This window comes from Methanocorpusculum vombati (assembly GCF_026891935.1).
Classification (GTDB): domain Archaea; phylum Halobacteriota; class Methanomicrobia; order Methanomicrobiales; family Methanocorpusculaceae; genus Methanocorpusculum; species Methanocorpusculum vombati.
Genome location: NZ_JAPTGC010000008.1, coordinates 35,818 through 53,497 on the forward strand (window position 1 = coordinate 35,818; position 17,680 = coordinate 53,497).

Here is a 17,680-nt window from a genome sequence, read left to right on the forward strand (position 1 = left end):
AGTATATGGGGGGGAAAGGGTTTTTTAGTTTGCTGTACTGGGAGGGACACCTGACAGGAACAACGTCCGGCAAAAATTATGTTTCCCGGTCCGGTACAGTACAGTCGCAGCTGTTATCGTGCGGACAGCCGGACACACGAATGGTTTTTCCGTTCACGAGTGCATCGGCGATCTTTCTCCGCGCCTCGTGCAGGTCCCGCCATGCCGTTTTGCGGGAGACACCGAGAACTCCTGCTGCTTCCTCCTGGGAGAGATCGTCCAGATCCACAAGCTTCAGGACCGCAATCTCCTCCGGAAACACAACAACCGACTCCGCAGTTTCCTGACGATGGGGACAGACCGGTGCATAGCAGCCGGAGGGCCCGTTGAGATCAATGCACCGCCTCACCCGCGGCCTGCCGCACCTGCCTTTCGGACATTCGTTTGGATTTTCCGGCATGATATTATCTCCTGTATCTTTTTCTCTGCCGCTTAAAAGTACTTTTGTCTGTTGGCAGAGAGATCTTCAATTACTCATATGCGCCAAAGTATATAATACTCCCTGAGAAATAGTATGATAACATTTTCCGGCAGACGCAATTGGTCTGCCGGGTTTCGAGGTATTGTGCAAATGACGACGCCATTTATCACCATTGAAAACCTCTGCATCGATTTTCCCGCAGATGCAGACAATCCGGCAGGCGAACAGGTCAGGATTCTCAACGATATCAATCTGGAAATAGCCGAAGGAGAGATTGTCGGTGTGATCGGCAGATCCGGCTGCGGAAAAACGGTTCTGATTCATCTGCTGCGGGGAATTGATAATCCCCCTACATCAGGAAGGATCATCTATCATATTTCGCGCTGCCCTGCCTGCGGCAGAATTGAGTTCCGCAGCAGTGCGGGTCAGAAATGCCCGCTCTGCGGTGCGGTTCTGGAGGCACAGGACGTGGACTTCTGGGCACCGGAAAACGCTGCCTTGAAGACAAAGATCATGGCGAGAACGTCGCTGATGTTTCAGCGGACGTTTGCTCTCTACGGCGATGACCGCGTGATTGAAAATGTTCTGCGGGCGCTGGATGATATTGACTATCCGGCGGAGAAGGCGATCAACCGTGCAGCAGATCTGATCGATGAGGTGCGGCTGACACACCGCATGATGCATGTGGCACGCGATCTCTCCGGCGGCGAGAAGCAGCGTGTTGTCCTCGCCCGCCAGCTGGCACGCGAACCGCTGTTCCTTTGTGCGGACGAGCCGACCGGAACACTTGACCCCAAGACCGCGACAATTGTGCACGGTCTCCTTAAGCAGGCGGCGAAGAATACGAATATGGGCATGGTGATCACTTCGCACTTTTCCCAGGTGCTGGAGGATGTCTGTGATCGTGCGGTGCTTCTGGATGACGGAAAGATCATGAAGATCGGTGAGCCTGCTGAGATCGTTACGGAGTTCATGAAGGGCTGTGAGGATGATCTGGAGTACAGCGATCAGGAGATCGGCAATCCGATTGTGCGTGCCGAAAAGCTGTACAAAAAGTTCATCGCGGTGGATCGCGGCGTGATTAAGGCGGTGGACAATATTACGTTTGAGATCAATGAGCGGGAGATCTTTGGGGTCATCGGAGTGTCGGGCGGCGGGAAGACAACATTGTCGAAGATGATCGCTGGTCTCTACGAACCAACCGCGGGAAAACTGGATGTGCGGATTGGTGATGAGTGGATCGATATGACCAAGCCCGGGTATCAGTTCCGCGGCCGTGCCAAACAGTACATCGGTCTGCTGCATCAGGAGTACGATCTCTATCCGCACCGGACGATTATTGATAATCTGACCGATGCAATCGGCCTTGAGTTCCCCAAGGAGCTTGCGGTCCGGAAGGCGGTTATTACACTGCGGATGGCAGGGTTTACGGAAAAGAAGGCAAAGGATGTACTGAACCGCTATCCGTCAAGTCTGTCGGCGGGCGAGAAACACCGGGTTGCGCTGGCGCAGGTTCTGATCCGCGAGCCGAGAATTATTCTTCTGGATGAACCGACCGGAACAATGGATCCGATCACGAAGGTGGATGTGAAGCATTCGATCATTCACGCTCGGGAGGAGATGGACGAGACGTTCATCATCGTGTCGCACGATATGGAGTTTGTCCGCGATGTCTGCGACCGCTGTATGTTCATTCGCGCCGGGAAGATCATTGATATCGGTCCGACCCACGAGGTGCTTGCAAAACTTTCCGAGCAGGAGATCTCCACGATGGCCGAGGCGGTTGCCGAGGAACGTGCGGGCGCGGAAAAATAATTTTCTTCAGAAAAAATATTTTTTGCAAAGAGGTCAGAGAGTCTCAGCTGCTTCGACAAACTTTTTTGCGCATGCGACGCGTCCGAACAGTTTCAGCATCCACTTCTCCTTCCAGCCGTACGCAAAACTTCCGCCCGACGCATTCGGGTGGCCTCCTCCGTTGAACTGCCGGGCGATCAGGTGACTTACCGGTGCAACACTCCGGAGAGAAAATTTCCCCGTGTCAAACACCAGAAGTTCCATGTCGCATCCGAGTTCCTTGCGTGCCTCCGCCGCCGTTTCACTCGGGTATCCGTATGCGGGCATCACCGCAATCACATATTGTCCCCGGAATACTTTTGCATGCCGGATGCTCTTTTTCATGCATGCATTCTTTTCCCGTTCGATACCCGCAAAAATCCGTGAGACCTCGTCATCAATGATAATGCCCTTGGAAAGCTTGTCCCGGATCAGTTCCAGGTACTCCCGCTTCGACGTTACTATTCCCAGGACCGCCGACCGCGGATCCTCGTGCTTCCACAAATCATAATCGCACACCACCCGCGCAACCTCCGCGGCGGCCGTGTTTCCTTTCGCAAACGAAGCACAGACCACGCCTGTAGCACACACGGATGTATCGACCGTAAGTGACACCACAAAGGGCAGGACGCGTTCCTTTTCCTCCTCGGTCCACTTGTGATGATCATACCACTCAATCTTCCATCCGGCTGCATGCGCTTTACGGATCTGATCCTCAATTCCTTTCTGATACCCAAGATCCGAGATGATCAGACGATCCCCTTTGCCGTTGCATCCCCCGACCTGTCCGACGAACCAGCCGAACCGGTTCACCGAGGAAAACAGCGTAAGAATCTCCGGTCCGAATGCCATCCGGCAGATAGCGTCGCTTCCTGCTGCATCCAGATCGTTGTGCGTCAGATGTACCACACTCGTTGTCCTCCCCACAATCTTTTCCTGGAGGTTCGGTTTCTTCTCAACGGTTTTCTTACGCAGATACAAAGGCATTGGCTACTATGTTTGCATCTTTGACAACATAAGATCGCTGGATGGGAAATCAGAATACTTATATAATTCCCACGTCAACATTAATGACGCACAGCGCCTTTATAGCTCAGTCGGGAGAGCGCCAGACTGAAGATCTGGTTGTCGCCGGTTCAATTCCGGCTGAAGGCATTCCTTTTGGGTATTTTTTCTTGTTTTGTTCGAGTACGGAAACGTAGCAAAAATACTCTTTCTGTAACGATTCTCCTCTTAAAAAAGAAAAATTCGGTTCATTCAACCAGCAGCAGCATCACTGTTGTCATCGGTGTATTCAGAACTGACCCGCCTGCAACTTCCGTACACTCCAGCACATCCAGCTCCCATCCCGCCGCCGCACACGTCGCATACACATCAATGCCAGCAGCTTCCATACTTGGCCGCATCTTTCTGCGGTTCTTACAGTCCGTAATTACTGCTCCCTTTTCCTTCGCCGTACACTTCCCGCACCAGCCGCACTGATGCCCGGTGTACCCGAACGCCTTGTAGAACCCGTCGTAAAACGCCATCTCTTCGAGTTCAAACATTACCGTCTGCACATACCGCGTCATCTCCCGTGACACCAGCCGTTCCGGCGTTGTCTTTCCCACATCCCCGTCAAACCGCACCAGCAGGGCGCGAGAATATCCGTCAAGGGCAGCCTGTGTCTCCGCAGGCGTCGGCGTATAGGGTGGACACGAAAACCGCCTCCCGAACCCGTTGCAGCCGAACAGGCACTTCATCCGCACCCATTCCCCTGTTACAATTTTGTCCGCATCAATTGGCGTTGCGTCTCCGCCTTTCTCGCGGATGAAGTTCGTCAGTCTGACGATCTCCTCTTCAACCGGGTACTTCTTCATTTTGCCCCTCTCCGTTTCAGGGCTTCCTCGATAATTTTTGTCGATGAGTTGAACGCACAGCCGCAGAACGGCCCGATCCGCACGACATCCGCACGAATCCCCCGTTCCCGCATCTGCGACACCAGCCGTTCCTCCGAAAACTTCTGGTTAAACCCAAGCGTAACCACCTCGGGATCAATCTCCGCAATCGGCCGGAACATATCCTCCCTGTCTCCTAACATTGCATGGTCCACGCACCGGAGACCGGCAATCATCTTCAGGCGCTGTTCCTCCGGAATAATCGGCCGCGGTTTATGCACCACATTCCGCTCCCGGGCAACAACCACCCACAGCTCGTCGCCAAGCTTTCTCGACTCCTCCAGATAAAACAAATGGCCGGGATGCAGAATATCAAACGTCCCGGTTGCAACAACTCTTCTCACGCAGAAACAACCTCCAAAGACTTCTCACGGCCCTCGCGATCGAAACAGCGCCAGGAATCCGCCTCGAACGGATCACCTACGATAATATGGCACTGGCCTGTTTCCGCAAACGTCTGCAGATCCGCATCCGACGGCCACAACGCACCGTTTGGATGACTGTGCGCTGTTCCTGCAATCTGCATTCCGAGCGGCACCATATCCATAAAAATGGTCGCACTATCGCTCGTGACCGTCGTTCCTGCAATCGGATACACTGTCGTAATCACACCCTTCTCGGATCCGAGCATCACAATAAACTCGTCGGGAGAACTCGACCTCCCCATCTCAAGAAGCAGATCCAGGACTTCCCGGTCGATTGCACGAACGAACATATTCTATTTATGTTGGCGTGACGGAGAGATAATCATTCACATGCGGTCCGAAGAAGTTACCGGCCTTGGAACAATCACCTGCAACGGACACGAAATCCCCTACACCGTCATATACAGTGACCGCAGAAAATCATGGGCTGTGGAGGTCAAAACCGATGCCTCCGTTATCGTCCGCATGCCGCAGAACATCCCTCCCGAAAAAGTCAGAACACTTGTTGAAACCAAGAGCGAATGGATAGCGTATCAGGTACAGAAATACTCTTCCCGTCCCCAAATCATCCGCAGATACACTGACGGGGAAACCCTTCCCTTTCTTGGTCGTGAGTACCCGGTTATCCGCAGAACCGGCAGCCCTGCAAAAGCAGAATTTACCGATGGCCGGTTTCTCATCACCATCCCGGACGGATTTACCGAGACTGATCAGACTGCTATTGCCCGCGATCTGATCATCATGCTCTACCGGAGAATCGGCACAGCTCCTCTGGAGGAGATCATCCTGCAGTACGCCCCCCTCGCAGAGGTCGTCCCTCCCCGTCTCCGCATCCGGCTTCAGGAACGCAAGTGGGGGTGCTGTACTCCTAAAAACGGCATCATCATCAATGCCCGTATCCTCCTTGCCCCCAAAATCGTTGCCGAGTACATCGTCGTCCATGAACTTGCCCACCTCCGGTTCCGTCATCACCAGAAAACCTTCTGGAACGAAGTCGAACGCCTTATGCCCGGGTACCGCAATGCAGAAGCAATCCTCAAAACCGACGGCTGGCAGTTTGTGTTCTAACATCAGGAAAAGAAAAAATTGTAAAAAAGGGGGATAATTTTGTCTCAGCCGGACAACCTTATCCGGTGATGAAATCGTCAGTCCGCACCCATGCCGCCGCGTCAACCGGCAGCACAAAGATACGTCCGTCCCCTTTCTTTCCTGTCCGTGCATGCTCACGAATCGTCTTGATGATCGTATCAACATCCTTGTCAGGAATCACGATCTCCAGTTTCGTCTTCGGCAGGGTATGAATCTGCATCTTGCCCGCACGGTACTGCAGACAGATACCTCCCTGCTCGCCCCGTCCGCGGACATCGGTAATTGTTACTCCCGGGACATTCACTGCCTCAAGGGCATCCACGACATCATCCACCTTTTCAGGTCTGATGACTGCTACAATCATTTTCATGCTGCATCTCCTCCTGCATTAGTTTGCCAGCTGTTCTCCGTGCTGTGCGATATCAAGGCCTACATACTCTTCATCATCGGTGACCCGCAGACCCATAATCTTGTTGATAATCCAGGCAAGGGCAAAGGTTACCGCAAAGGAGTAGGCTACCGCAACGCATGCGTCCAGAATCTGGATGCCGAACTGCATCACATTTCCTTCAATAAGGCCGCCGACACCGCCGATTGCCGCAACCGCAAACACACCTGTCAGGATTGCACCGGCAAATCCTCCCATGCCGTGGATTGCCCAGGCATCAAGGGATTCATCGAGACCTTTCCTGATTCTCCAGGTCAGAATGGTGTAGCAGACCACTGCAGTGATGATACCGATGACGAGAGCACCAAGCACATTGACGAACCCGGCGGCCGGGGTGATACCGACTAATCCTGCAATCGCTCCCGAGATGAAACCGAGTGAGTTCGGTTTGCCCCCTTTCCAGGAAAGGGCCATCCAGGTCAGGGCACCGGCTGCACAGGCGACCGCGGTCACGAGGAATGCACTCGCTGCAAGACCGTTCGCTGCAAGAGCACTGCCTGCGTTGAATCCGAACCAGCCGACGATCAGGAACACGCCGCCGAGCAGGGTCAGCGGAATGTTGTGCGGACCCATTGTCTGGGAGCCGTAGCCGAGCCGTTTGCCGATCACAAGAGCAAGCGCCAGTGCCGCGAAACCTGAACTGATATGAACTACTGTTCCTCCGGCAAAGTCCAGAGCTCCGAGTGTTCCGGCCCAGCCTCCGCCCCATGCCCAGTGTGCAAGCGGAGCATAGACGATCGTAAGCCAGATTGCACCAAAGATGAGGAACGCCGACATCTTAATTCTGCCAACCACACCCGAGGTCAGGATGGCAAGTGTCAGACATGCAAACATCATCTGGAAACAGATGAACAGCATATCGGGAATCCCGCCGGACACACCGTCTATTGTGATGCCGTTCAGTCCGAAGTACTCAAGACTTCCAATGAACCCGCCAACATCACTGCCGAAGGCAAGCGAGTATCCGATCACAATCCACTGGATAATACCAAGGGCGAGGGCCACGAGGGACAACATCATGGTTGCGATGACGTTCTTTTTCCTTACCATTCCACCGTAGAACAGACCTACTGCGGGAACCATCAGCAACACTAATGCGGCTGAAATAAGTACCCAGGCTGTCGCACCAGTATCAAGATCCATAGTAATTCACCAAGTAGCACGGCACATACACAATACCCAAAAAGCAGAAAAGTTTCTTCCCCATCCCCTGCGGTGCCGAGAAAACACCACAGGCCGGGGAAAATCCCGTTCCACCCGAAGTCTTTGTGGTGTCTTGTGCTGGTACTAATGTTGATGTCTCATGTATATAAAGTGACATGGTGCATGTTAACTCGTGTCATGCTACATGTTGTATCTCCGGGGTTTCCAACCCCTGCGCGCACAAAGAAGCATACAACCAATAGATACCAGCGCATATTATAGTATGATATGAAAGCCTGCATTATGTGCGGCGGCGAGGGTACCCGTCTTCGTCCCCTGACATTTGAGCGGCCCAAGCCGTGCATCCCGATAGCGAACCGTCCGTCCATTGTCCATCTGGTGACGCACCTCGCAAATCTCGGATTTACTGATATTGTTATTACCATCGGCTATCTTGGTGATGAAATTCAGAAGGCGCTCGGTGATGGTTCACTGTACGGCGCGACCATCACTTATGTTCCCGAAAAGATCAAACTCGGAACTGCAGGTTCTGTGAAAAACGCGGAAGAGTATCTCAACGATGCCCCGTTCCTTGTTGTCGGCGGCGACCACATGACCGACCTTAACGTCCTTGAGTTCTATCGCGAACACATGAACTCCTCGGCGATTACCTCAATTGGTCTCATCAGCATCGAAGACCCCCGCGAGTTCGGCATCGCCGAACTCGATGCGTCCCTTCGCATCCGCCGGTTCCGTGAAAAACCTTCGCCCGGGGAGATCTTCTCGAATCTTGCAAGTACCGGAATTTATGTCTGCGATCCGAAGATCTTTGAGTTCATTCCCCAAGACACCAAATTCGACTTCGCCAAGGATCTCTTCCCTCTCCTGATGGAGAAGGGGTATCAGCTGAACGGCTGGCTTGCACGCGGCAACTGGACTGATGTCGGCAACCCCGCGATGCTCCGGGCTGCGGAGAAGTGGAAGCTGCAGGAGAACGCAACGACCAGCGTTGCAGGAACGCTCAACGTCAAGGATGCGCACATCACAGGGCCGGTACGGTTCGGTGATGGTATCACGCTCGGTGCTGGTTCGCGGGTTGTCGGTCCGGTCTTCATCGGCAGTGGAGTAACGATTGGCGAGAACGTCATTATCGGCCCCTACACCAGTATTGGTGAGAATGTCCTGATCAAAAACAATGCAAAAATATTCTCCTCTTCCATCTACAACGGCGTTGTTGTTGGTGCGAACACTACCATCTCCGGCAGCATCATCGATATTGATACCATCATCGGCGACAACTGTTCCATTGAGCACAACACCGTTGTTGGTCCCCGGTCGGTTCTGCGAAACTCGGTGACCATTCATTCCGGAACCCGTCTCTGGCCTGAGGTCATCGTGCCGGAGAAAGCGATCGTCAAAGAGCACATGCTCAACGAAAAGTTCGATACCCGCTGTGAAGGATCATAAATCCTTTTCCCACACACTTTTTTTCGCCGGACAACAAAACTGTCATTCATGAATTTTTCCGGTAAAGTTGCCGTGGTCACCGGAGCTGCAAAAGGCATCGGCAGATCTGTTGCGCTTCTCTTTGCAAAATCCGGAGCAAAAGTTGCTGTCGTTGACATTGATGAAACCGAAGGTGCAACCACCGCAGCCGATATCCGCGCCGCAGGAGGAGATGCCTGTTTTATCCGTTGTGATGTCGGATGTGAATCCGATATTTTTCGGATGATTGCGGAGGTTACGCAAACCTTCGGCACCATTGATATTCTCGTAAACGATGCGGCACTCCAGCTCAATAAAGGCCTGCTTGAGACTACCGCCGCTGAGTTCGGACGTGTCATGGACGTAAACGTCACCGGCACCTTCCTCTGTACCCGTGAAGCGGCAAAACTCATGATCGCACAGAAGAAAGGCGGCGCAATTGTCAACTTTTCCTCTACCTTTGCCGTGGTCGGTTCACCCGGTTACCTCGCCTACCATGCTTCCAAAGGAGCGATCGCCTCCTTCACCCGCGCCGCAGCGGTTGCACTTCTGCCGTACGGTATCCGTGTCAACGCTGTTGCACCGGGAACCACCGAAACTCCCGGTCTCTATGACGGCGCACGCGATACCGGGGATGTAGCGGCAGGTCTTGCCGGCTTCCTTGCCCTTCAGCCGCTGAAGCGGTTTGGCAGACCTGATGAGATTGCACACATCGTCCTCATGCTTGCAAGTGATGACGCCTCCTTCGTCTATGGGGCTGTCTGGATGGCGGACGGGGCCTACACTGTCGTGTAATCCCGGATGACCAATAAAGAAACGGTTCGTTCTGAAAAAAGTTAATCGTGGAGGTGCATGCCGGCCCGCCGGACCTCAAGCTCCTCCTCCACCTTTGCAAAATCCACGTCCGCAGCTTTGAGGGCAACCATCAGATGGAACAGCAGATCTGCAGCCTCTCCTACAATCGCCTCCTCGCGTCCGTTCTTTACTGCAAGCACAAACTCGCAGGACTCCTCGCCCACCTTTTCGAGCGGTTTGTCGATACCTTTCTCATGGAACAGAAGATGACGGACATACGACTTCCTGCCCGGATCCTCTCTTGCACGTTGGCAGATAACCTGCCACAACTCATCAAACACCTGTGCGTCCGTCATGCTTCTTCTCCTCCGGGGACGGTAATGTCCCCAATATCTTTACAGTAGAATCTTCGGACCAGCTGGCGTGCTTTTTCGATCGTTGACCCGCCCTTTCCGATTGCAAGGCCGACATCACTCTTCTCCGGAACGAGAACCGTTACGGGGTGATCATCTGCGCCGAACAGCACCTTCAGTACCTCTGCGGGCTTGAACATGTTTGCAATAAAGTGATCCGGCTCTTCGGAAAACTCCACCATCTCGATTCGCTTCCCGAGGACCCGTGACATCTTTTTGATGTTGTCACCGCTCTTTCCGATTGCAAGGCCCATATCGCCCTGCTTGATCACGTAGATGATCCGGTCAAACCGGTCGTCAATCAGGCAGTCAATCGCTGTGGCTTTCGTTAAAATTCGGAGCTCCTCGATGTACCGGCGTTCCTTGAAGCCGATAGTCCGCTCCATTGCAGATTTGTCAATATTATCCATACGTATCAGAAATTTTCCTATTGCAACAATTGATGCGGGGGGCAGCCCCCGCAGTATTCGAGAATGGTTGGGTTAGTAGGATCTTCCTACCAGAGCAGCTTTGCCTGTCTTGCCGCAGATGATGCACGGTCCCTCGTCGTCGACCACATATCTGCTGCGAACCTCGGTTCCCAGAAGACTTGAGTTCGTCAGCTCTTCAAGTTTGTCTGCACAGTCGCGGCAGCCGCACCAGTGCACAACCACCACGTTGCCGTCCAGCTTTTCGTTACACTCCTCAGGAGTTGCAGCTGTCATCAGATGGCTTTCCAGATGGTTCTCCGCACGCGCAAGAATCTGGTCATGCGCTTCGTCGAGCAGCTTCTTCACCGATTCTGCGGCATTTTCGCGCGGAACAATCGTCTTAACTCCGAGGCGGTTCACACAGACCAGCTGATGGTTGTCAAGGTCACGGGGACCGAGTTCCACTCTGAGGGGGACGCCGTGCAGTTCCCAGTGATAGTACTTTGCACCGGGACGCATGTCGCGGGCATCCGTCTTTACCCGAAGACCGGCGGCTTTGAGTTCGCTTTCCAGCGTCTTTACCGCTGCAAGAATCTCATCACCGCGTTTGCCGACGATGACCGGGATGATGACAACCTGTGTCGGGGCAACGGTTGCCGGAAGCACCAGTCCTTTGTCGTCGCCGTGCACACCGATGACTGCGGCAATGCACCGCTCGGAGATGCCGTAGCAGGTCTGTGATCCGAACTGCTGAACCCCATCCACATCTTCATAGGTGATGCCGAACGTTCTGGAGAAGTGGTCGCCGAGATGGTGAACGGTTCCGATCTGCAGTGTTCTGCCGTCCGGCATCACTGCATCGATCGCCATGGTAAAGTCCGCGCCCGGGAACTTGTCCCAGTCGGGCCGTTTGGAGATGATGATCGGGACGCCGAGGTCGCGGTAGAACTCCTGTGTCAGGGCAAGTTCATACTCCACCTGTTCGTTTGCCTCGTCCCAGGTTGCATGTACGGTGTGGGACTCCATGAAGGAGGTAATCTCCCGGAGCCGGATCAGCGGGCGGGTATGCTTTGTTTCGTACCGGAATGTGTTCACGATCTGATAGAGTTTCAGCGGGAGGTCGGCATGCGACCGGATCCACAGCGCATACATCGGATAGATTGCCGTCTCCGAGGTCGGGCGGAGTGCCAGTTTGACATCCAGCGGAGAAAGGCCGCCGTGGGTAACCCAGTAGACCTCGTCTTCAAAGCCTTTGATGTGTTCGGCCTCTTTCATGAACTCCGTCTCCGGGATTAGAAGCGGGAAGAGTGTTTCTTCATGATCTCTGTTCAGGAGGCTGCGGAGAAGCGTGTAGGTGTGGTTGCGGAGCGCAAATCCGAACGGATACCACACATACAGTCCCTTCACCGGATAGCGGACATCCATAATCTCCGCACGCCGGATAACCTCATTGTACCACGCGCTGAAATCACTTCGCGGCGGTAATCCTTCCGTTTCATCTGCCATGTTGTATATACACCTGAAGCAGTAGATCTATGCGCCGAGAGAGTATTAAGATAACCAACCGGTTGGCGGTGCAGCCGTCTCCGGGAGGAACGGAGCCGTGAGATTTACAGCTCAAGAACCGGTCTTCCGCCGCCGGTGATGCACTCACCGCCGGATTTTCCGACCACATAGGTGTCTTCGACTCCCACCGTTCCGACGCCCCGGACACCGGTCTTTGGTTCAAGTGCAATGACCATGTTCTCCGCAAGCGGGGAGTCAAAACCCCGTGCGATCACCGGCCATTCATTCACCACAAGACCGATTCCATGGCCGAGGAAGGAAACACGACGGCTGCCGTATCCCATAAAGTTCTCCGCAAGTGCGGGGCTGAGGCCGGCAAGAATATCTTCATAAATTCCGGACGGGATATTTCCCGCTGCAAGAAGTCCGACCGCTTTTTTCTGTACTGCAATGCATTCCTCATGCAGTGCCAGTGCATGTTCCGGCAGTTTTCCCCCGAAGGAGTACACCTGTGTCTTGTCCGTATGGTAGCCGCAGTATCCGTAACCGATGTCCACAAATACCAGATCGCCTTTTGCAAGGGTACGATCCCTGCTGCCGACCGAAGGAATAACCGCCGACGCACCGAGCATCCCGCCCGGTCCGTCAAAGCAGGTCGCCGCAAGGGTTGTTGTCCCGAAACCTATCTGGCCGATCTGCATCTCTGTCCCGAACCCGGCAAACCGCACCAGTCCCTGATAGTCCATATCCATCATCGCCCGGTACAGTTCGCCGAACAGCTGCGCTTCGCTCATTCCTTCGCGCAGAATGTCCGGTACAATCTTCATCAGGAGATTGTCATGATCGTGCCCTGCTTTCCGCTGGAATGCAAGTTCATACGGACTTTTTACCGCGCGGAGATGCAGCAGTACCGGATCGAGTGCAAGCACCGCATCCAGCCGGAAGTACTTTTGTAGCCGGTCAAGCATCGCGACCGGCACCTGATCCGTTTCTACAAAGGTTCGTCCGAGGTCTGCGGGGAGATACTCCTGCATGTCGCGGTAACTTTTCATCGGGTGAATCGCATCAATCGGCGACTCCTCCCGTGCCCGTTCAAAACTCCGGCGTACAAAAAACTGTACCTCTCCGTTCCTGCGCAGAACCAGAACCCCGTCCTGAATCGTTCCGGTGAGATAGTACAGATTGATTCTTCCGAAAACAAGGGCCGTGTCCCAGGATGCATCGGTGGCCTCAAGTGCTGAGAAAAGGCGTGCGAGCCGCGTGTCCGACTCGGATTTGGGAAGTTTCAGATACATTGGGAATCTCCGTTGGAAAAATCTGTGATGTGGTATGTCGCAGCTGGTTTTAAGATTGCGGGTTTGGGCAAAAGCTGCCCGGAGTTACGATTTTTTCCTATCCGGAATCTGCTGGCATGTCACGCGCCTGCAAAAACCATCATCGCAATCCCCGGCGTTACAAAGGTCTCCACCAGTGCTGCAATAACCAGAAGCGGGACGACCACCAGCAAAAACCGGGTCCCGTACCACAGGCATGTTGTTCCGGCATTATCCCTCCCCTGTGCATCCAGATACAGCGACCGCCCCATCTGCAAACCAAGCGCTGAAGACATCAGAATTGCCGCAATCTCGAAGATACCGTGGGGAACGATAGTCGCCGCGAACACCGACAGATCGTATCCGCGCAGCATGACGCCGGAGATGCTGCCGATCACATACCCGTTGGAGACCAGCACAAACAGTGTTGCCGCGCCAAATGTCATTCCGCCGATAAACAGGATTAAACAGACCTTCAGGTTATTGAAAAAGATCTGCCAGGACAGTTGTGCGGGAGCCGAAGTGTCCAGTTCGGTTGTGGAGCTCTGAAACGTCACCACGATCTCATCGGCCGCCTCCGGCATCTGAATGGATGCTGTATAGCCGTAGATGCAGGACCCAAAGAACAGTATCACCACAATTGCGAGAGCTGCGAAGTAGATCTTTCTGTCCGGCATCATCAGATAAACAGCACCATCCGCAGAATGTCCCGGACCCCTGGTGCAAACCCGACCGTAATCATGGCAAGCAGTACCAGATGCCAGATCTCGTCCATGCCCTCTTCTTTACGGAACATCTCCAGAATCCAGATAGCCGGAATCAGAACCGCCATTTTGAGAGGAAACATCACAAAAGCAGTTCCCGTAAGCTGTATCAGGGCATCTCCCAGGACGTGCTGCTCAATGTAGTGCATCGGATGCAGGTCCAGGGCAAAACTCGTTGCCGATGCGTCCAGCAGCTGTCCGAAGATCAGAATCTTGTACAGCGGATGCGTTACATACTCCCATCCAAATCCGTACCGGATCAGTGCCCAGAAGAGAATTGCCGCAACTGACGCCATCACCAGAATGCAGCCTGCAACCCAGAGTGCAAGTTCCGTCTGGGTAATGCCCCACCAGCAGAGGAAGGCAAGGCACACCAGATTCGATACAACCCCGACCCAGAAGTACGGTTTTGTGTAAGACGTAACAACCCCGTGTTTTTCCAGAGTCCGCGACAGTACCAGAATCAGAATTGTGTACAGCAGCACCACGAAAAAGATCGGCGGCGTAACAAACAGCACCCACCAGGGTTCGGGGATGCAGCCGGTATCTTCCACCACACGGAGGACCCCGCCGAAAACGACAAAGGGCATGGACGCTAAGATAAGCTGTGTGTCAACACGGATGTTATTTGCCCGCACCCAGCGGTAAAGAAGATAAAGGGTGACGAGCAACAAGACTGCACACGTAATTGTCAGATAGATGTTATACGGCTGGTCTTCAAGGACCGCATCGATATAATATTTTTGTATGAACGCACCTATTTCATTAAACATGTGGGGCCCCGACCGTGAACGTAGACAATAATAGGATACTCAAGGATAAAACCTTTGACAAATCCCGCTGGATGCAGATGCCGCGCAATGTCGTGGTCGGCCATGATGCCCTTCTGCAGATTCCGGGAATCATCGATGACCTCGGTGTTGCAGGACCCATCCTGCTCCTGTCGGGTGCAACAACCATGCAGACCGTCGGCGCACGGGTTGCCGGACTCCTAGAGGGACGTCCCGTTACCACCTGTCTCGTCGGCAGAATTACCTACGACGAGATTCAGCGTGTCGAAGATGCGGCAAAGGAGGCGGGAAGCGTTCTCATCATCGCGGTCGGAGGCGGCCGCGTCATCGACACCGCAAAGGTCGTCTCCTACAACCTTGACATTCAGTTTGTCAGCGTGCCGACCGCTGCATCCCATGACGGCATTGCCTCCTCCCGCGCTTCGGTGGTAACCGATGCGGGAAATGTCAGTGTTGCAGCCCAGCCGCCGCTTGCCATCGTAGCCGATACCGGCGTGATTGCAACCGCTCCGCACCGGCTGCTCGCCGCAGGATGTGCGGACATCATTGCAAACTATACTGCTATCCTTGACTGGGAGTTATCCCACCGTCTCACCGGTGAGGCGATCAGCGAGTACGCCTTAACGCTCTCCAAGATCACCGCAGAAATTCTTGTCAAGAATGCGGATCTCGTGAGTCACAACGATGAGACGGCGGCGTGGATCGTAGTGAAGGCCCTGTTCTCCTCCGGCATTGCTATGAGCATCGCCGGGAGTTCGCGTCCCGCTTCCGGCGGCGAACATAAGTTTGCCCATATGCTGGAACGGCTTGCGCCCGGTGTTGCGCTCCACGGTGAGGCTTGCGGACTTGGTACCATCATCGGGATGTATCTGCACGGCGGCGACTGGAAAGGTATCCGGACTTCCCTTAGACGTATCGGTGCACCGACTACACCGAAGGACCTTGGCATCAGCAATGAGACCTGTGTTGAGGCGGTTCTTCGTGCCTGCGAGATCCGGCCTGAACGGTTCACCATCTTTGATACCGGTATCACACGGGAAGCGGCTGTTGCAGTAGTAGAGGCATTGTATGAGGTGTAAACAGAATGGATGACGCAGAAAAAATAGTTACTATCGTCGGTTCCGTGCTTGCCCATGAGGGAGCCGAGTTCGTCTATGCAGGAAAAACCCCGGAATGCGAAAAGTGCAAAGTGGCCAAGGTCTGCCACAATGCAAAACTCCGCGAAGGCCGCCGGTACCGCGTGGCAGCGGTTCGTCCGACCAAACATGAGTGTTTTGTTCACGCCGGCGGAGCGGTTGCCGTGGAGGTAACTGAGGCTTCCATCACTGCGGTTATCCCGACCAGTCAGGCAACCCGCAGGACCCGCATCACCTACACGCCGGTCTGTGACGATCGGTTCTGTAAAGGCTATGCTCTCTGCCATCCCGACGGCATGACGGAGAAAGGGCGGTATGTTGTTCTTGAGGTGCTCGGTTCCTACAACGAGATGTGCCCGAAAGGAAAGAAAAATCTTAAACTTGTCGAGCTGCGCCACGTGCCAACGTAAGTTCCCCGGCGCACGTCGCAATATGTTTCCGGATGCTGATCCGGCACACCCACTCTTTTGGTATATTTTCCATACCGAAGTACAGTCCCGCAAGTCCTCCGGCAATTGCTGCAATCGTGTCCGTATCCCCGCCAAGCGTTACCGCCCGCTCAATGCAGTCGCGAACGGATGCGGCCTGCCGGAAGCAGAAAAATGCACACCGGGTTGCTTCCACCGCGTCAACTGACGGGATAAGGTCCCCGGTAAACAGATCCGTTCTCTCCGCGGCATTTCGTGCCGCTGCAAGGGCATCGTCCCGTTCTCCTCCCGCCAGCAGGACTGCCGCTGCGGCGGAGACCGCCGCGCAGCAATCTCCCGCCGCCGGGTCGAAGTGGGTGAACGCCGAGACCCGCCGCGCCTCGGCGGCTACGGTCCGGGGGTCGCAAACCAGTCCTACCGGTAAGGTCCGCATGACGCTGCCGTTTGTCCTGCTCCCGAAGAGCGAGTCCACCGCCCGGACCGCTGCTTCCGGATTGCATCCCTGTTCCAGCAGGGTACAGAGTGTTTTCGTGGTTCTGCCGAATGTTGCCGGGTTGCGTCTGACCGTCTCTGTCATGCGCAGAAGAAATGCATCCCGATCAAACATCCCGCAGGAGAGATATGTCCGAAGCAGGGCAAGCGTCATCATCGTGTCGTCCGTTACCGCACCGGCTGCAAGACCAAACCGTCCTCCGCCTGCAACCGGCAGGTTGCAGCGTACTGCAGGTCTCATTCCTTCATAGGTGAGACCGACCGCATCACCCGCCGCCGCTCCGAACAGTCCTCCGAAGATCCTTTCCTTCTCAGATATAAACGTCATCCAAAGCCTCATATGTGGGTGTTGTCTCGTCCGGAAAATATGCGGGTCGCACGGGTTCTTTTGGAAATCCGCGTGTGTATCTGCCGTAACCGGGCCGTGCTACAGTGTGTCCGATCCGGATTTTTCTTCTCAGATATAAACGTCACCAATAACCTATATCTGTAAATGAACAGACAAATGTAAGTAATCTTTTGATACGAGGTGTTTTGAAAATATGCAGAAAGAAGAGTTGCTCCACTTACATATGCTAATGGTTCAGATTAAGAAATATTATGAGTCCGTATCCGGAAACACGGTTTCGACGACCGAGTATGATGCAATGCAGATATCCCCCATCCATATTCATAAAAATAAAAACCTTCACCGTGTTGCTCTTCTCACACTCGGCAACGAGATCGTTACGGAGATGAACGCCCACAAAAAGCCCCAGACCTCCTTCCCTCAGGACTCCGGCGCCAGCGTCATTGCAGAACACTAACTTTTT

Annotated in this window: 21 protein-coding genes and 1 tRNA gene; 8 read left to right on the top strand and 14 right to left on the bottom strand. The window is 54.1% G+C overall.

Annotated elements, in window-relative coordinates:
• Positions 1-76: 76 nt before the first annotated feature.
• On the bottom strand, positions 77-439 hold the full coding sequence (locus O0S09_RS06960) for a DUF134 domain-containing protein (RefSeq protein WP_268923244.1): 363 nt from the start codon (positions 437-439) through the stop codon (positions 77-79).
• A 171-nt stretch (positions 440-610) separates the two neighbouring features.
• Here O0S09_RS06960 and atwA point away from each other — a divergent pair, with 171 nt between their 5' ends.
• Positions 611-2,275 carry a methyl coenzyme M reductase system, component A2 gene (atwA, locus tag O0S09_RS06965; RefSeq protein ID WP_268923245.1) on the top strand — a complete coding sequence of 555 codons (1,665 nt, stop codon included), beginning with the start codon at positions 611-613 and terminating at the stop codon, positions 2,273-2,275.
• A 33-nt stretch (positions 2,276-2,308) separates the two neighbouring features.
• Here atwA and O0S09_RS06970 read toward each other — a convergent pair whose 3' ends face one another.
• A complete protein-coding gene (locus O0S09_RS06970; RefSeq protein ID WP_268923246.1) occupies positions 2,309-3,280 on the bottom strand; it encodes a DHH family phosphoesterase in 972 nt (323 codons plus the stop codon).
• Positions 3,281-3,375: 95 nt separating this feature from the next.
• On the opposite strand from O0S09_RS06970, the gene O0S09_RS06975 reads away from it, so the two are divergent.
• Positions 3,376-3,448: transfer RNA gene (locus tag O0S09_RS06975), tRNA-Phe, on the top strand.
• 98 nt (positions 3,449-3,546) lie between these two features.
• Here the strand turns inward: O0S09_RS06975 and O0S09_RS06980 are convergent.
• The 3 genes from O0S09_RS06980 to O0S09_RS06990 are packed head-to-tail and all read right to left on the bottom strand — an operon-like array spanning position 3,547 to position 4,945.
• Positions 3,547-4,152, bottom strand: a complete 606-nt coding sequence (locus O0S09_RS06980) for a DUF2284 domain-containing protein (RefSeq protein ID WP_268923247.1) — start codon at positions 4,150-4,152, stop codon at positions 3,547-3,549.
• Positions 4,149-4,574 carry an FAD synthase family protein gene (locus O0S09_RS06985; protein ID WP_268923248.1) on the bottom strand — a complete coding sequence of 142 codons (426 nt, stop codon included), beginning with the start codon at positions 4,572-4,574 and terminating at the stop codon, positions 4,149-4,151. The genes O0S09_RS06980 and O0S09_RS06985 overlap by 4 nt, the downstream gene beginning before the upstream one ends.
• The gene (locus tag O0S09_RS06990; RefSeq protein ID WP_268923249.1) at positions 4,571-4,945 is read right to left on the bottom strand and encodes a Mov34/MPN/PAD-1 family protein; all 375 of its coding nucleotides are present in this window, start codon (positions 4,943-4,945) and stop codon (positions 4,571-4,573) included. Before O0S09_RS06990 ends, O0S09_RS06985 begins: the two co-directional genes overlap by 4 nt.
• Positions 4,946-4,985: 40 nt before the next feature.
• Between O0S09_RS06990 and O0S09_RS06995 the strand changes: the two genes are divergently transcribed.
• A complete protein-coding gene (locus tag O0S09_RS06995) occupies positions 4,986-5,723 on the top strand; it encodes a M48 family metallopeptidase (RefSeq protein ID WP_268923250.1) in 738 nt (245 codons plus the stop codon).
• Between the two features lie 58 nt (positions 5,724-5,781).
• Here O0S09_RS06995 and O0S09_RS07000 read toward each other — a convergent pair whose 3' ends face one another.
• Positions 5,782-6,114 (bottom strand): P-II family nitrogen regulator, encoded by a 333-nt coding sequence (locus tag O0S09_RS07000; protein WP_268923251.1) that lies wholly within the window; start codon positions 6,112-6,114, stop codon positions 5,782-5,784.
• Between the two features lie 18 nt (positions 6,115-6,132).
• Positions 6,133-7,335, bottom strand: a complete 1,203-nt coding sequence (locus O0S09_RS07005; RefSeq protein WP_268923252.1) for an ammonium transporter — start codon at positions 7,333-7,335, stop codon at positions 6,133-6,135.
• Between the two features lie 288 nt (positions 7,336-7,623).
• Here O0S09_RS07005 and O0S09_RS07010 point away from each other — a divergent pair, with 288 nt between their 5' ends.
• Positions 7,624-8,802, top strand: coding sequence for a nucleotidyltransferase family protein (locus tag O0S09_RS07010; RefSeq protein WP_268923253.1), 1,179 nt, complete (start codon positions 7,624-7,626; stop codon positions 8,800-8,802).
• Between the two features lie 48 nt (positions 8,803-8,850).
• A complete protein-coding gene (locus tag O0S09_RS07015; protein WP_268923254.1) occupies positions 8,851-9,615 on the top strand; it encodes an SDR family NAD(P)-dependent oxidoreductase in 765 nt (254 codons plus the stop codon).
• Positions 9,616-9,656: 41 nt separating this feature from the next.
• Here O0S09_RS07015 and hisE read toward each other — a convergent pair whose 3' ends face one another.
• From hisE to O0S09_RS07045, 6 genes are all read right to left on the bottom strand, one after another.
• Positions 9,657-9,971, bottom strand: a complete 315-nt coding sequence (gene hisE / locus O0S09_RS07020; protein ID WP_268923255.1) for a phosphoribosyl-ATP diphosphatase — start codon at positions 9,969-9,971, stop codon at positions 9,657-9,659.
• Positions 9,968-10,414: a NusA-like transcription termination signal-binding factor gene (locus O0S09_RS07025; protein ID WP_268923303.1), complete on the bottom strand. Its 447-nt coding sequence runs from the start codon at positions 10,412-10,414 to the stop codon at positions 9,968-9,970. The genes hisE and O0S09_RS07025 overlap by 4 nt, the downstream gene beginning before the upstream one ends.
• A gap of 96 nt (positions 10,415-10,510) precedes the next feature.
• Positions 10,511-11,944 carry a proline--tRNA ligase gene (proS, locus tag O0S09_RS07030; protein ID WP_268923256.1) on the bottom strand — a complete coding sequence of 478 codons (1,434 nt, stop codon included), beginning with the start codon at positions 11,942-11,944 and terminating at the stop codon, positions 10,511-10,513.
• 104 nt (positions 11,945-12,048) lie between these two features.
• Entirely contained in the window at positions 12,049-13,239 is a 1,191-nt protein-coding gene (locus O0S09_RS07035; protein WP_268923257.1) for a M24 family metallopeptidase, read from the bottom strand.
• Positions 13,240-13,358: 119 nt separating this feature from the next.
• A complete protein-coding gene (locus O0S09_RS07040) occupies positions 13,359-13,937 on the bottom strand; it encodes a stage II sporulation protein M (RefSeq protein WP_268923258.1) in 579 nt (192 codons plus the stop codon).
• Positions 13,937-14,794, bottom strand: a complete 858-nt coding sequence (locus O0S09_RS07045; RefSeq protein WP_268923259.1) for a DUF63 family protein — start codon at positions 14,792-14,794, stop codon at positions 13,937-13,939. Before O0S09_RS07045 ends, O0S09_RS07040 begins: the two co-directional genes overlap by 1 nt.
• A 14-nt stretch (positions 14,795-14,808) precedes the next feature.
• Between O0S09_RS07045 and O0S09_RS07050 the strand changes: the two genes are divergently transcribed.
• Both O0S09_RS07050 and O0S09_RS07055 read left to right on the top strand, forming a co-directional pair.
• The gene (locus O0S09_RS07050; protein WP_268923260.1) at positions 14,809-15,891 is read left to right on the top strand and encodes an NAD(P)-dependent glycerol-1-phosphate dehydrogenase; all 1,083 of its coding nucleotides are present in this window, start codon (positions 14,809-14,811) and stop codon (positions 15,889-15,891) included.
• A gap of 5 nt (positions 15,892-15,896) precedes the next feature.
• Positions 15,897-16,358 carry a UPF0179 family protein gene (locus O0S09_RS07055; protein ID WP_268923261.1) on the top strand — a complete coding sequence of 154 codons (462 nt, stop codon included), beginning with the start codon at positions 15,897-15,899 and terminating at the stop codon, positions 16,356-16,358.
• On the opposite strand, the gene O0S09_RS07060 is transcribed toward O0S09_RS07055, so the two are convergent.
• Complete coding sequence (locus tag O0S09_RS07060; protein WP_268923262.1) at positions 16,324-17,196, bottom strand: ADP-ribosylglycohydrolase family protein; 873 nt, start codon at positions 17,194-17,196, stop codon at positions 16,324-16,326. The genes O0S09_RS07055 and O0S09_RS07060 overlap by 35 nt on opposite strands.
• A 214-nt stretch (positions 17,197-17,410) precedes the next feature.
• Here O0S09_RS07060 and O0S09_RS07065 point away from each other — a divergent pair, with 214 nt between their 5' ends.
• Complete coding sequence (locus O0S09_RS07065; RefSeq protein ID WP_268923263.1) at positions 17,411-17,674, top strand: UPF0058 family protein; 264 nt, start codon at positions 17,411-17,413, stop codon at positions 17,672-17,674.
• Positions 17,675-17,680: the final 6 nt, after the last annotated feature.

Bases quoted from the DNA above. Each gene is read 5' to 3' on its own strand.
- hisE (WP_268923255.1), bottom strand. From the start codon at position 9,971: ATGACGGACGCACAGGTGTTTGATGAGTTGTGGCAGGTTATCTGCCAA.
- O0S09_RS07055 (WP_268923261.1), top strand. From the start codon at position 15,897: ATGGATGACGCAGAAAAAATAGTTACTATCGTCGGTTCCGTGCTTGCC.
- O0S09_RS07005 (WP_268923252.1), bottom strand. From the start codon at position 7,335: ATGGATCTTGATACTGGTGCGACAGCCTGGGTACTTATTTCAGCCGCA.
- O0S09_RS07065 (WP_268923263.1), top strand. From the start codon at position 17,411: ATGCAGAAAGAAGAGTTGCTCCACTTACATATGCTAATGGTTCAGATT.
- O0S09_RS07035 (WP_268923257.1), bottom strand. From the start codon at position 13,239: ATGTATCTGAAACTTCCCAAATCCGAGTCGGACACGCGGCTCGCACGC.
- O0S09_RS06995 (WP_268923250.1), top strand. From the start codon at position 4,986: ATGCGGTCCGAAGAAGTTACCGGCCTTGGAACAATCACCTGCAACGGA.
- O0S09_RS06980 (WP_268923247.1), bottom strand. From the start codon at position 4,152: ATGAAGAAGTACCCGGTTGAAGAGGAGATCGTCAGACTGACGAACTTC.
- O0S09_RS07040 (WP_268923258.1), bottom strand. From the start codon at position 13,937: ATGATGCCGGACAGAAAGATCTACTTCGCAGCTCTCGCAATTGTGGTG.
- O0S09_RS07025 (WP_268923303.1), bottom strand. From the start codon at position 10,414: ATGGAGCGGACTATCGGCTTCAAGGAACGCCGGTACATCGAGGAGCTC.
- atwA (WP_268923245.1), top strand. From the start codon at position 611: ATGACGACGCCATTTATCACCATTGAAAACCTCTGCATCGATTTTCCC.
- O0S09_RS06970 (WP_268923246.1), bottom strand. From the start codon at position 3,280: ATGCCTTTGTATCTGCGTAAGAAAACCGTTGAGAAGAAACCGAACCTC.
- O0S09_RS07060 (WP_268923262.1), bottom strand. From the start codon at position 17,196: ATGACGTTTATATCTGAGAAGGAAAGGATCTTCGGAGGACTGTTCGGA.
- O0S09_RS06990 (WP_268923249.1), bottom strand. From the start codon at position 4,945: ATGTTCGTTCGTGCAATCGACCGGGAAGTCCTGGATCTGCTTCTTGAG.
- O0S09_RS07010 (WP_268923253.1), top strand. From the start codon at position 7,624: ATGAAAGCCTGCATTATGTGCGGCGGCGAGGGTACCCGTCTTCGTCCC.
- O0S09_RS07000 (WP_268923251.1), bottom strand. From the start codon at position 6,114: ATGAAAATGATTGTAGCAGTCATCAGACCTGAAAAGGTGGATGATGTC.
- proS (WP_268923256.1), bottom strand. From the start codon at position 11,944: ATGGCAGATGAAACGGAAGGATTACCGCCGCGAAGTGATTTCAGCGCG.
- O0S09_RS06960 (WP_268923244.1), bottom strand. From the start codon at position 439: ATGCCGGAAAATCCAAACGAATGTCCGAAAGGCAGGTGCGGCAGGCCG.
- O0S09_RS07015 (WP_268923254.1), top strand. From the start codon at position 8,851: ATGAATTTTTCCGGTAAAGTTGCCGTGGTCACCGGAGCTGCAAAAGGC.
- O0S09_RS07045 (WP_268923259.1), bottom strand. From the start codon at position 14,794: ATGTTTAATGAAATAGGTGCGTTCATACAAAAATATTATATCGATGCG.